General features: G+C 35.1%; 12 protein-coding genes. 9 read left to right on the plus strand and 3 right to left on the minus strand.

Going from position 1 to position 12,963, the window contains the following annotated elements:
- Nucleotides 1-30: 30 nt before the first annotated feature.
- Both JI747_RS16665 and JI747_RS16670 read left to right on the plus strand, forming a co-directional pair.
- Entirely contained in the window at nt 31-2,169 is a 2,139-nt protein-coding gene (locus tag JI747_RS16665) for a M3 family metallopeptidase (RefSeq protein WP_225689999.1), read from the plus strand.
- 353 nt (nt 2,170-2,522) lie between these two features.
- Complete coding sequence (locus JI747_RS16670) at nt 2,523-2,900, plus strand: YchJ family protein (protein WP_225690000.1); 378 nt, start codon at nt 2,523-2,525, stop codon at nt 2,898-2,900.
- Between the two features lie 177 nt (nt 2,901-3,077).
- On the opposite strand, the gene JI747_RS16675 is transcribed toward JI747_RS16670, so the two are convergent.
- The 3 genes from JI747_RS16675 to JI747_RS16685 form a co-directional block, all read right to left on the minus strand.
- Nucleotides 3,078-3,623 (minus strand): FKBP-type peptidyl-prolyl cis-trans isomerase, encoded by a 546-nt coding sequence (locus tag JI747_RS16675; protein ID WP_225690001.1) that lies wholly within the window; start codon nt 3,621-3,623, stop codon nt 3,078-3,080.
- Between the two features lie 70 nt (nt 3,624-3,693).
- On the minus strand, nt 3,694-3,945 hold the full coding sequence (locus JI747_RS16680) for a VF530 family protein (RefSeq protein ID WP_225690002.1): 252 nt from the start codon (nt 3,943-3,945) through the stop codon (nt 3,694-3,696).
- Between the two features lie 43 nt (nt 3,946-3,988).
- Nucleotides 3,989-4,840: a hypothetical protein gene (locus JI747_RS16685; RefSeq protein ID WP_225690003.1), complete on the minus strand. Its 852-nt coding sequence runs from the start codon at nt 4,838-4,840 to the stop codon at nt 3,989-3,991.
- Nucleotides 4,841-4,979: 139 nt separating this feature from the next.
- Here JI747_RS16685 and JI747_RS16690 point away from each other — a divergent pair, with 139 nt between their 5' ends.
- The 7 genes from JI747_RS16690 (at nt 4,980) to JI747_RS16720 (ending at nt 12,828) form a co-directional block, all read left to right on the plus strand.
- The gene (locus JI747_RS16690; protein WP_225690004.1) at nt 4,980-5,132 is read left to right on the plus strand and encodes a hypothetical protein; all 153 of its coding nucleotides are present in this window, start codon (nt 4,980-4,982) and stop codon (nt 5,130-5,132) included.
- Nucleotides 5,129-6,334, plus strand: a complete 1,206-nt coding sequence (locus tag JI747_RS16695) for a metallophosphoesterase family protein (protein ID WP_225690005.1) — start codon at nt 5,129-5,131, stop codon at nt 6,332-6,334. Before JI747_RS16690 ends, JI747_RS16695 begins: the two co-directional genes overlap by 4 nt.
- Before the next feature lie 3 nt (nt 6,335-6,337).
- Nucleotides 6,338-9,376 (plus strand): AAA family ATPase, encoded by a 3,039-nt coding sequence (locus tag JI747_RS16700; RefSeq protein ID WP_225690006.1) that lies wholly within the window; start codon nt 6,338-6,340, stop codon nt 9,374-9,376.
- A 254-nt stretch (nt 9,377-9,630) separates the two neighbouring features.
- On the plus strand, nt 9,631-10,077 hold the full coding sequence (locus JI747_RS16705; RefSeq protein ID WP_225690007.1) for a hypothetical protein: 447 nt from the start codon (nt 9,631-9,633) through the stop codon (nt 10,075-10,077).
- Between the two features lie 9 nt (nt 10,078-10,086).
- On the plus strand, nt 10,087-11,175 hold the full coding sequence (locus tag JI747_RS20435) for a sensor histidine kinase (RefSeq protein WP_225690008.1): 1,089 nt from the start codon (nt 10,087-10,089) through the stop codon (nt 11,173-11,175).
- Nucleotides 11,172-11,846 (plus strand): LytR/AlgR family response regulator transcription factor, encoded by a 675-nt coding sequence (locus JI747_RS16715; protein WP_225690009.1) that lies wholly within the window; start codon nt 11,172-11,174, stop codon nt 11,844-11,846. The genes JI747_RS20435 and JI747_RS16715 overlap by 4 nt, the downstream gene beginning before the upstream one ends.
- Before the next feature lie 232 nt (nt 11,847-12,078).
- Nucleotides 12,079-12,828, plus strand: a complete 750-nt coding sequence (locus JI747_RS16720) for a dioxygenase family protein (protein ID WP_225690010.1) — start codon at nt 12,079-12,081, stop codon at nt 12,826-12,828.
- The last annotated feature ends 135 nt before the right edge of the window (nt 12,829-12,963 follow it).

Consider the following 12,963-nt stretch of genomic DNA (forward strand, 5'->3'; position numbering starts at 1 on the left):
TATCTTTATACTTTTAATAACAACTAATTTATGAAAAATATTACATCGGTATTATTAATTTCTGCATTAGCATTTAACTACTCTTGTACTACAATGAAAAAAGCCGATACTCAACAGGAAATTCTTATTCCTGCCGCACTCGCATCAAACCCCTTCATGAAGAAAAGCAAACTTCAGTATGAAGCTCCTGAGTTTGATAAAATTAAGAATGAACATTTTAAACCCGCTTTTGATTTCGGACTCAAGCAACATGATTCTCAGATCTTAGGCATCGCCGATAATCCTGATGCTCCTACTTTTGAAAACACGATCGTGGCTTTAGAAAAAAGCGGCGAAATTTTAAAAAGAGCGGTCATTGTATTCTCAAACCTTACAAGCGCGAATACCAATCCTACTTTACAGGCTTTAGATGAAGAATATGCTCCTATTTTTGCGGCTCATTCGGATAAAATGTACCTGAATGAAAATCTTTACAAAAGAATCAAAGCGATTTCTGAAAATGGTTTAGATGCCGAAAGTAAAAAACTATTACAATATTATAAACAAAACTTTGAGATTGCTGGTGCAAACCTTTCTTCTGCCGACAAAGAGAAATTAAAGCAGATCAATCAAGAACTGGCTTCTCTTTCTACGCAATATTCTAATAAATTATTGGAAGCAAGAAAGCAGGGCGGTGTTTTCTTTACCGATGCCAAAGAACTGGACGGACTTTCTGCAGATGACATTGCCGCTGCTGCAAGTGATGCTAAAAATGCAGGAAAACCGGGTCAATATTTATTAGCTTTACAAAATACTACACAGCAACCTCTTTTGCAAAGTCTTAAAAACAGAGCTACCAGAGAAAAATTATTCAAAGCATCTTGGCTGAGAGCTGAAAAAGGAGACGGAAATGATACAAGAGAAACCATTGAAAAATTAGCCAACCTAAGACTTAAAAAAGCACAGGTATTGGGTAAAAAGAGCTTTGCAGACTGGAAATTGCAGGATCAGATGGCAAAAACACCTGAAGCAGCAACAAAATTAATGAATCAGATTGCAACTCCGGCTGTAGAAACAGCAAGACGTGAAGCTAAAGATATTCAGGATCTGATCGATCAGCAGAAAGGAGGGTTCAAAGTTGAACCTTGGGACTGGAATTTTTATGCAGAACAGGTAAGAAAAGCAAAATTCGATCTTGACGAAAGCGAAATAAAACCTTACTTTGAAATCACAACTGTTTTGGAAAAAGGAGTGTTCTTCGCTGCTGAAAAATTCTACGGACTGACTTTCAAAAAGAGAACAGACCTTCCTGTTTATCATCCAGATGTAGTTACTTACGAAGTTTTCGATCATGACGGAAAATCTATTGCGATCTATTATCTGGATTTCTATACAAGAGATTCTAAAAACGGAGGAGCTTGGATGAGCAATTTCGTGGAACAGTCTTATCTTTTAGGGACAAAACCTGTCATTGTAAACTGCTACAATTATCAGAAACCTGCTCCGGGAAAACCTTCATTAATCAGTTATGATGATGTTACAACAATTTTCCACGAATTCGGACACTCAATTCACGGAATGTTTGCAAGTCAGAAATATCCTTCACTTTCAGGTACCAATGTACCTAGAGACTTTGTAGAATTCCCTTCGCAAATCAACGAACACTGGGCGCTGGATCCTGTAGTTCTGAAAAACTATGCACTTCATTACCAGACTAAACAGCCGATTCCTCAGGCATTGGTTGATAAAATTAAAAAAGCAGCAACCTTCAATCAGGGATATATGACAACCGAATTGGTTTCTGCGGCCGAACTGGATATGGACTGGCATACGGTAACCAATGAAAGCGAATTAATTCCTGTTTTAGATTTTGAAAAACAATCGCTGGCAAAACACGGCTTCACTTTAGCGACCGTTCCACCGAGATATCACACCCCTTATTTTGCACATATCTGGGGAGGTGGTTATTCTGCAGGATACTACGCTTATTTATGGTCAGAAACATTGGATAACGACGCTTGGGAATGGATTTCTAAAAACGGAGGTTTAACAAGAGAAAACGGAGACCGTTTCAGAAAATATATTCTTTCCGTAGGAAATTCTGTTGATCTGAATCAGGCATTCAGAGATTTCACAGGACACGATCCGGATATTAAGCCTTTATTGAGAAACAGAGGATTTATTAAATAAATTTTTAAAAGCATTCATTTTTTTGGATGCTTTTTTTATTTAAATATTGATGACATGATATATCTTATTTCCCTCAGATCACACTAATTACACAGATTTTATAGGATCATATAAATTTTAAACACAAACATCTGCACGATCTGTGGGATAATATAAAACCCGAAACTTATTTCTCACAAATGATAAGACAAAATCTTTTGTCTCGCAGATCTCGCTAATTACACAGATTTAAAAGCATCCTATAAATTTTAAACACAAACATCTGCGCGATCTGCAAAATCTGCGGGATAATATAAAAACCAAAATTTCTGAAAAAATATTCGTGTAAATTTGCATTTTAAAATCCAGAAAAAATGAATTGTCCCTGCTGCTCAGGAAAATCCTACGAAGATTGCTGTAAACCTTATCATACCGGAGAAAAAAATGCTCCGACCGCAGAAGCATTAATGCGTTCGAGATTTTCCGCATTTGCTATTCCGAACGGAAAATATCTAATGGAAACCACTTCTCCCGGAAAAAGGCAATTTCACAATACCAAAGATTTACAGGAATGGGGAGAAATCAATGAGTGGACAAAACTGGAAATCGTGAGCAAGCCCTCGATGAATAAAGTAGAATTTAAAGCATTTTATACTGACGAAGACGGAAACCAACAGGTTCATCATGAGCTGTCGCAGTTCAAAATGATTCAGAACCGCTGGTATTATGTGAGTGGCGAACTTTTAGATTAATGTATTAACCATAAAAGTTACAAAAGATATGTAACCTGTATATTAAAGTGAATAATTTTCAAAATACAGGTTCACAACAAAATCTTTTTATGCCTTTTGTAGTAAAAATAATTTACAGTACAAAACAAAAAATGTCCGGCTTTTTCAGCCGGACATTATATTTATAAAAAGAATCTCTTAGTGAGCTTCGTTTCCGTCAATTCCGTGAGCGTGACCATGTGACAACTCTTCTTCAGTTGCAGGACGCGTGTTTAAAATTTCTACCTGGAAGTCCAAAGTCTTCCCTGCCATTGGGTGATTAAGATCCGCCACAACAGCTTCAGGAGTTACTTCTACTACAATTGCCTGAAAATTGTTCCCTTGGTTATCAGATAAAGGCAAAATAGCTCCTACTGGCGGAACACCTGCTTCATTGAACATATCAAGAGGCAATTGCGCAATTGAGTCAGCGTGTCTTTCTCCGTACGCTTCTTCCGGCTGAATTGCAAAAGCAGCTTTATCTCCTGCTTTCAAACCAAGAATATTCTCTTCAAATTTAGGAATCATCATTCCTACACCATACAAAAATGTAAGTGGATTTTCTTCTGTTGTTTCTTCTACAAGAATTTTGCTTCCGTCCTCTTCGATAGTGTGAAGTATGTACTTTACAGCTACAACATGATTGTTTTCGATTGTCATATTTTTTCTTTTTTTCGTGATCTGCTCACGATTAATTTTTGACAAATATAGTCTTTTTGAAATGATTGATTCTGATAAAATATTGTAAAAAAATCCAAGAAAATTTACTTCTATTTTAATTCCCTTTATCTCTTTCCTGTTTCTTTTTCTGTCTTAATACAAAGAGATATAAACTCTCCACTTTGGTTCTTGCCCAAGGTGTTTTTCTCAGAAACTTCAATGATGAACTGATGCTCGGATTATCTGTAAAGCATTTGATGTTGATCTGCTCACCCAGTTTTTCAAAACCCTGATAATATTCTACCAGTTCTTCAAGAATGGCATCCAGCCTTTTTCCGTGAAGCGGATCTTTAGACGGTTGTTGCATATTTTTTTAATAGTTATTTATTTTAAGAAATCTTATTAAAAGACTACTTTTCCGTTTCTTCGGATTTTGATTTTTCATCTTTGTTTTTAAGAATATTTTCCGCCATATTTTTAAAGTTTTCACTTTTCATAATTACAAGCTTGTTATTTGAATTCCATATGCTAACAAATTTTTTAGAAACTGTGGTATAAGTTCCCCAATCTGTAAATTTCTGATATAACATCAATGTACAAATATCGGTAGGAGTTATGGTTTGCCAGTTTTTAATGACATGACTATGAATTCCACTTATAGTTTTTCCTACTTTTTCATCATGAATATTTTGAGCAATCATACTATTATGAAGTTTTTCAACATTCTTCACCTCATCTTTGTTATCAAAAGTAATCAGATAATCATTTCCGAATATAACAACATTATTTACAGAAGGACCTGTAAGTACATACACTTTTTTTACTTTATTCTTAATAAGCGGAACAATATTAAGATTTGTATTTTTATATACTTTAAAAATTGTATCATTCTGAATTCTTTTTAAGGCATTCTGTCTGATCGTAAAATATTCTGTTTCTAATGGTGTAAAATTTCTTTCTTTTAAATCAAGACTAGCATCCTTTGGGTCATAATTTGTAGGAAACGAAATAGTGCCAATCACTTTTTGATCTTTTGAGAAAAAAATACACTTTGGAACATCATCAATGTATGAAAAATAACCTCCGATATTTTCCTTTTTCTCATAATTAGCAATAAAGAGGTCTGTTCCATACCAACTTGCCATTTCACTTCGGTACAAAGCAATTCCTTCATCATTAATTTCTTTCGAAAGTTTTTCCAGATTTTGAGCATTAAATAAAACTCCAAACAAAATAAAAAGTACGGCTAAATTTTTTTTCATAAAATTAGTTTTTTCCAAAAATAGCGAATAACATTTTCAATCGGAAATTTCACTTTGCCTTTTTAGTTTCTTACATTTACCCTGTGAAATCGATGAGGTTACATATTCTATTTTTACCATTCATCCAAAACCAGTTATAATGAGTAGAAACACAGATGCCAACAGAAAACAGCATAAAAAGAAAATCGACAATAAAAAACGTAAAATACAGAATGCGGAAGCTGAAAGAAAAGCACGTTTAAAACAGATTCGGGAAGACTTTAAAGCAAGAGAAGACAATAGCGCAGTATGAAAATCCTACACACCGCCGACTGGCATTTGGGGAAGCGTCTCGACCGTTTTTCAAGACTGGAAGAACAGGTTCTGATCATGAACGAAATTGCCGAAATTGCCGATGAGCACAACGTTGATCTGGTTCTGATTGCCGGAGACCTGTTTGATAATTTCAATCCTTCAACCGAAGCTGTTGAGCTTTTTTATAAAACATTAAAAAGACTTTCAAATAATGGGAAACGTCCTGTGATTGCTATTTCCGGAAATCATGATTCACCGAACTTTATTGATGCTCCAGATCCTCTGGCAAGGGAATGCGGAATTATCCTGATCGGTTATCCCAAAGCTAAAATTACTCCTTTTGCACTGGAAGATTTCAAAATTTCAAAATCTGCAGCAGGTTTTTTAGAACTGGAATTAAAAGGACACTCTTTTCCGGTACGTTTACTTCATACTCCTTATGCCAACGAAATCCGTCTCAAAGAATATTTCGGAGAGGATAAAGAAGCTGAGCTGAACAATATACTTGCCAACCACTGGAAAGAAACTGCGGATGAATTTTGTGATGAAAACGGGATCAATCTATTGATGACCCATTTGTATATGAATAAAAAAGGAGCGCCTCTTCTTGAAGAACCAGAAGGGGAAAAACCTATTAAAATAGGAAATGCCGATCTTGTTTTTTCGGATATCATTCCTGATCAGATTCAGTATACCGCTTTGGGGCATCTTCATGGTTTTAAAAATATCGGAACTGAGGAAAAACCTGTTGTTTATTCATCTTCTCCTTTGTGTTACAGTTTCAGTGAAGCCGGACAGTCGAAATATGTATCCATCATTAATGCTGAACCTAATCAGCCGGTTTCTTATGAAAGAATTGCTTTAAAAAACGGAAAACCACTGGTAAGAAAAACATTTCAAAGCGTGGAAACTGCCGTAGAATGGCTGAATGAAAATCAAAATTCTCTGGTAGAGCTTACTTTAGAAAGCGAAACGTATTTAAAAGCTGAAGAAAGAAAACTGCTCTATCAGTCTCATAACGGAATTATCTATCTGATCCCTAAAGTGAAAAATCAGGAAACGGATGAAAACAGTCTTGCAGATATCAATCTCAATCAGGATATCCAGACATTGTTCAGGGATTATTTTAAATCTAAAAATGGCGGACAGGATGCTAATGAAGACCTCATCAATTTGTTTAACGAAATCCTTAATCCGTAGAAAATGATTCCTATTCAACTTACTTTAGAAGGTCTTTATTCTTATCAGGAACGTCAGAAAATCGATTTCCAAAACCTTACGGAAGCGGGTCTTTTCGGGATCTTCGGTTCGGTGGGTTCCGGAAAATCCTCTATTCTGGAAGCGATTTCTTTTGCCTTGTACGGAGAAACAGAAAGGCTGAATGCAAGAGACAAGCGTACCTACAACATGATGAATTTAAAATCAAACAGGTCTTACATCGAGTTTGATTTTATTAATTATGAAAATAAAAAATACCGCGCCACAAGAGAATTCAGACGGAATTCTAAAAATTTTGAAGATGTAAAAACCTCGAATGTGGTATTTTATGAATGGAAAAACGAAAACTGGATTCCGTTGGAACATTCCAATTCGGAGGCACTGATCGGATTGAGTTATGCCAACTTTAAACGTACGATCATCATTCCGCAAGGTCAGTTCAAAGAATTTCTGGAACTCGGAGCTACGGAACGCACAAATATGATGAAGGAAATCTTCAGTCTTCAGCGCTTTGATCTTCAGAATAATGTTTCAACTTTAAATATTAAAAACAGATCGGAGTTGGATCAGCTGGAAGGTCAGCTTAAAGGCTTTGAGGAAGTAAATGAAGAACAGATTTCCGTTCAAAAAGAACTTTTAAAAGTAGAACAGCAAAAGTTTGAGGATACTCAAAAAGTCTTTAAAGAAACCGAAGAAAAATATTCAAAACTGAAAAACCTTAAAGATGAGGTTGAACTTTTACGTCAGAAGAAAATAAATTTTGAACAACTGACCCAACAGAAGGTAGAAATTGATCTTTTAGCTACCAAAACCGAAACTTACGACCGGACTTTCAGAATGTTCACCCCCCTAGTTTCTGAAAAGAACAAGGTTGAAAAAGAAATCTCGGATCAGCAGAACAATAAAGAAGATCAGTCTAAAATTTTACAGCAAACTGAAATTCAGTCTGAAAATATAAAGCATAAGCTTGTAGCCATTCAGCCTAAATATGATTCTTTATCTGAATCTAAAATTCAGGAGAACGATTTGAGTTTACTCCTTCAAATGATGAAATTCTCAGAAGAAATTGAGATATTGAAAGAACGGACTGAAAAAGGATCAAAGAAAGTAAAGGAAGTTGAAGCCCAGCAAAAATCAATTCAGCAAAATATTGAGGAACTTTCAAAAAACGCTGAACGATTAAAACCGAAAAAACTGGATTCCAATTTATTATTACATGTAGGAAACTGGTTTCTGGAAAGAAAAAAACTGGATGAAACGTTGAAACTGCAATTGGAAAAAGTAGCTTTAAAGAAAACCGAAACTGAAAAAATTTCAGAAGAATTACGACCTTTCAACATTAATCCTGAAACCTTCAGAAATGATTTTGAGGTTCAGGCAGAAGCTTTAGAACAGCAGAAAAAAGGGCTTTCAGAGAAAAGAAATCATCTTGAAGTTCAGCAAAAACTGGCTCATTTTGCCAATGAATTACATGACGGAGAATCTTGTCCGCTTTGTGGAGCTTTAGAACATCCTAATATTGTGGAATTTGATGATGTAAATTCAGAATTAAACGAAATTCAGAAACAGATCGGGCAAATTGAAATCCAGAAAGAAAACCTCCAAAAACAGTCTTTAGAAATTGAAAAAATTCTTGACAGGAAGAAGATCTTTGAGGAACAGCTGAAATCGGAAGAAGAAAGTTTACAACAGATTAAGAATACGGTTGAAGAACATATCAAAAGTTTTAGCTGGAAGGAATTCGATGCTGAAAACCCAGGTGATTTTGAAGAGAAACGCCAACAGTCTTTTTCAATTGAAAAACAGATGGATGAACTGAATCAGCAAATCGGTCTGGAACAAAAAAATCTTGATAAGGAAAGGGAAAACCTCGACAGTTATAATAAAGCTTTAGAGAAATTCAGGCTTGACGAAGCTAAAAAAGGAGAACAAATCAAAACGAACGAAGCCAATTTAAAGGCTTTACAATGGATTGATTATCAGAAAAAATCTATTATAGAAGTTGAAGAAATTTTCACTCAGCTTTCCCAATCCAACCTTGCAACTGAACAGAATTATCAACAGTTTATTAAAGAAGAAAAAGAGATTTCGCCAAAACTTGCAGAACAGAAAACGATGGTTTCTCAACTTGAAAAAAGAATTTCTGAACTTGAGAAAGAGATTGCTGATAATAAAGATCTAATTGAAAAGGCTTTGTCAGAACAGCAATTCAATACTTTGGATGAGGCTCGTCAGATTCTTGTACAGGAAATTAATGTTCAGGACACAAGAAATACTATTCAGCAGTTCAGAATTCAATTTGAAACAGTAAAGAACAGTATCCTTGAACTTGAAGGGAAACTACAAGATTTTTCTTTCAATGAAGAGGAATTTGCAACGGTTGAACAGCAATTCAGGTCTTATGAGAATGATTTAAAGGTGGTCAATAATTCAGTAGTAAAGATCTCTACAGAAATTGAACGGCTGGAAAAAGAGTTTAAGAAAAAAGAAGATCTTTTAAAAAATTTACTCCAGCTTCAGAAACGTGCAGAAAATTTAAAAACCATGACGAACCTCTTTAAAGGAGCAGGTTTTGTACAGTATGTTTCATCGATTTATCTGCGACAGTTATGCGATCACGCCAATGTGCGTTTCCACCGGATGACGAGAAATCAGCTGAGTCTGCAACTGAATGAAAATAATGATTTTGAAATTATCGATTACCTAAATGAAGGCAGAAGCCGAAGTGTAAAAACGCTTTCAGGAGGACAGGCTTTCCAGGTTTCTTTAAGTCTTGCATTGGCATTGGCAGAAAGTGTACAGAGTAATGCACAGTCAGCATCCAATTTCTTTTTCATTGATGAAGGTTTCGGAACCCAAGATCTGGAATCGGTGAATGTTGTCTTTGAAACCTTAATGAATCTGCAGAAGGAAAACAGAGTTGTGGGAATTATTTCGCACGTGGAAGAACTGAAAGAAAAAATTCCTGTTGCACTGAATATTCGAAAAGATGAAGAACGCGGAAGTTTAATTGAGCTGATGTAAGAGGTTTTCGGAAAGGGGTAAAAGTATAATCTAACCACAAAAGGCACAAAAGATTTATATAAACATTTAAAGTTTATGATTAAACCGAAAAAAGAACACGTCAGTCTTTAAAAATCTTTGATTTTTATTCTTTTGAGTGATTTTAGGATTTGTAGAAATAGCTTTTGTGTCTTTTGTGGTTAATTTTAATATTAGTTTAAAGGGATCTGCCATTTAAACTTCTTTTTTATACATTTGAATTATTAAAATCTACCATGCAAAATTTACCTATTATTTTAAGACCCGGAAAAATAAAAAATATCATCCTGATTCTCATCAGCATTGCATTTATCTGCATGGGAATTTCACTGATCGAAAAAAATATCTGGATTGCTATTCTTACTATTTTCCTGTTTGGGATCAGTTTCATTATTTTTTCTATTAATCTGATTCCCAATACGTCTTATCTGAAGGTCAGCGAACAAGGTCTTGAAATGAAAAGTCTTTTCAGAAAGACATTCATTCCGTGGCAGGTAGTAAGTGATTTTACGACAAAGCAGATTTTTTTGAACAAAATCGTTATGTTCAACATTGATGAAAATTTTCTAAGAATTTCTAAATTGAAATCTAAACAAGGGGCATTTCCCGATACTTACGGAATGTCTGCAAAAAAACTCGCAGCACTTTTAAACGATTATAAAAGTCAACTGAATAACCGTTAAAAATATTTTGTGAAAAAACTTTGGCCTCATATTATCCTGATCCCTTTACTGCTCACAATCCCGATTGTTTCTTCACCGGATTTTGACGGAACGTTATCGGTTTTTAAGGTATCTCCGTTTCAGAGAGAATTTATCCGTTTTGTATTGGTCATCATATTTTTTTATCTGAATCTTAATATTTTCCTGCCCAAGTTTTACAGCAAAAAGAAATATCTTCCATTTACCGTTTGTATCCTGATCTGTTTCGGGATTATGGTTTTTGTTCCTAATTATCTGAGCTCTGAACACATTCTTTCGGCTCAGCCTTCTCACATGGAGATGCGACCGCCACAAATGCATCCTCATGATAATTTTCCGCCACCTCCAATGGAAAGAAAACCTCCGTTTGAAAATTTCGGGCCGAGAAATGAAGCTTCTTACCGACAGATGATCTTTTCTTCTGTCCTCCCCTTTCTTTTCTCGTTTTTGTCTTCCCTTTTTATTTTCAGGAATAATGAGAAAAAGGAACTGGAACGTTCAAAAGCCAAAGCAGAATTATTAAACCTGAAATATCAGCTTCAGCCGCATTTCTTATTTAATATTTTAAACTCCATTTATTCTTTAGCCTTATTAAAATCCGACGATACCCCAAATGGAATTTTAAAGCTGTCGAATGTGATGCGCTATGTGGTTCAGGAAAGCAGTAAAGATTTTGTTGAGCTCGATAAAGAAATTGAATACCTGAAAGATTATATCGCCCTACAGCTGGTAAGAACGGACAGCAGTTTAGATTTTTCTTATACAGAGATCGGTGAAAAGAAAGATCTGCAGATTGCTCCTTTTATTTTGGTTAATTTTATTGAAAATGCTTTTAAATATGGCTTCAATGCAGAGAAAAATTCAAAAATATCCGTAAAGATCATTATCCAGGAAGAGATTTTAAATTTCCAGGTTTTTAATAATATTGTAAATCAAAATATTACGGATGAAAGCAGCTTAAAAATTGGGTTAAAAAATACCATCGAGCATTTACAGCAGGTTTATCCTGATAAACACAGTCTGAAAATGACCAATACCGGAGAAACTTTTGAAGTAAATTTAAAAATTAATTTAATATGATAAGAGCGATTGCTTTGGACGACGAAATTCTTGCGTTAAGAATTATTGAGAATTATGCCGAAAAAATTGAAAACCTTTCTCTTGAAAAAACGTTCAATATCCAGAGTGATGCCCAAAAATACCTCAACAAATTTCCTGTAGACCTCATCTTTTTAGATATAGAAATGCCTTCTAAAAACGGCATGGATTTCTACAAAAACATTTCACAGAATACAAAGGTAATTTTCACAACAGCTTATTCCGAATATGCTGTGGATGCGTTCAGTATTAATGCAATAGATTATCTGCTGAAACCTTTTTCTTTTGAAAGATTTAAAGCTGCCGTAGAAAAAGTAAAGATCAATACTGAAACCGATGAGGTAACCTATCTTTCAATTCGCGCCGATTATAAACTTCATAAAATTAATTTCAACGATATTCTTCTGATTGAAGGTTTGGATGATTATATTCAGATTCACCTGATCGATCATTCTAAAATCATCGCCCGTTCTTCCATGAAAAGTATTCTGGAAAAGCTTTCTGAAAAAGATTTTGTTCGTGTTCACCGTTCTTACATTGTTCCTGTCAACAATATCAAAACCATTGTCAACCGTAATATTCATATCGGAGAATTTATTATTCCCATCGGAGAAACCTATAAAGATACGGTGATGAAAATTCTGAACAGATAACAAAGAAAAACCGTCAGCGAAACCATTTAACCAACACTATTTTATAACGCTCTTATTTGTTAATTTCCTCCTAATTTTTCATTAAAAAAATCAAATTTACCGACACATTCACATCGTTTACCTCAAAAATTTCCGAAGACCGTTTTTTGAAAATACATTTGATACAGGAAATTCAAGCAGATGAATATTCATCCTGACTGAGTTTCAGTATTAACCTTAAAAACCCCGTATTATGAAAACGATGTCAAGAAAAGGATTTTTGAAAAATCTGGGTTTAGCAGGTGTGACAGCAGTTGCAGCCCCTATTTTAATCCATTGTGGAAGCGATGATGATATCCTGGATTCATCTACCACAGCTTCAGGATCAGGCACAAGTTCCGGGTCATCTTCAACAGGGTGTTCGGTGACCAATTCTGAAACTGAAGGTCCGTTTCCTACAAAATCACCTTCAAGCTTAGTTCAGAGCAACATTGTGAGTGACAGAACCGGAGTTGCTTTTACGATTGCAATCACGGTTCAGAATGTAAATGCCAGTTGTGCAAATTTACAAGGCGCTATTGTGGATATATGGCATTGTGACAAAGACGGGAATTATTCTGAATATGGAGGAACTTCAATGCAGTCCACCAATTATACATCAGTACATTTTCTGAGAGGAAGACAAACTACGGATGCCAACGGACAAGTGAACTTCACTTCTATTTTTCCGGGTTGGTACAGCGGCAGAGCAACTCATATTCATGTACATATTTATAATGCTTCCGGGCAATCACTTTTGGTAACACAGATTGCTTTTCCGGAAGGAACTGACAGTGCTGTCGCTCTTGTTGCAGCAAGTACAGGATATAAAGGGATGAGCGGTTATACTTATAATGCGAATGATAACGTGTTCAGTGACGGAACCTCCAATGAAATGTCCAGTATTTCAGGAAGCGTAAGCGGAGGTTTTGCACTGACCCACACTATAAAAGTTTCGGCTTAAGTTTAAAAAGAGAGGTTATTTAATATTAGTCGTTTCCACAAAAGCACAGGTTCATACGAGTAAAAGCTAAGAGTGAGTGTTAAATAAAAAGCAATGTATTGATCTGTGTGATGTGGGAATTTAAAACCCGGAAAT

The sequence above is a fragment of the Chryseobacterium tagetis genome (assembly GCF_016735585.2).
In the GTDB taxonomy this organism is placed as follows: domain Bacteria; phylum Bacteroidota; class Bacteroidia; order Flavobacteriales; family Weeksellaceae; genus Chryseobacterium; species Chryseobacterium tagetis.

Bases quoted from the DNA above. Each gene is read 5' to 3' on its own strand.
- JI747_RS16665 (WP_225689999.1), top strand. From the start codon at position 31: ATGAAAAATATTACATCGGTATTATTAATTTCTGCATTAGCATTTAAC.
- JI747_RS16670 (WP_225690000.1), top strand. From the start codon at position 2,523: ATGAATTGTCCCTGCTGCTCAGGAAAATCCTACGAAGATTGCTGTAAA.
- JI747_RS16680 (WP_225690002.1), bottom strand. From the start codon at position 3,945: ATGCAACAACCGTCTAAAGATCCGCTTCACGGAAAAAGGCTGGATGCC.
- JI747_RS16685 (WP_225690003.1), bottom strand. From the start codon at position 4,840: ATGAAAAAAAATTTAGCCGTACTTTTTATTTTGTTTGGAGTTTTATTT.
- JI747_RS16690 (WP_225690004.1), top strand. From the start codon at position 4,980: ATGAGTAGAAACACAGATGCCAACAGAAAACAGCATAAAAAGAAAATC.
- JI747_RS16695 (WP_225690005.1), top strand. From the start codon at position 5,129: ATGAAAATCCTACACACCGCCGACTGGCATTTGGGGAAGCGTCTCGAC.
- JI747_RS16700 (WP_225690006.1), top strand. From the start codon at position 6,338: ATGATTCCTATTCAACTTACTTTAGAAGGTCTTTATTCTTATCAGGAA.
- JI747_RS16705 (WP_225690007.1), top strand. From the start codon at position 9,631: ATGCAAAATTTACCTATTATTTTAAGACCCGGAAAAATAAAAAATATC.
- JI747_RS16715 (WP_225690009.1), top strand. From the start codon at position 11,172: ATGATAAGAGCGATTGCTTTGGACGACGAAATTCTTGCGTTAAGAATT.
- JI747_RS16720 (WP_225690010.1), top strand. From the start codon at position 12,079: ATGAAAACGATGTCAAGAAAAGGATTTTTGAAAAATCTGGGTTTAGCA.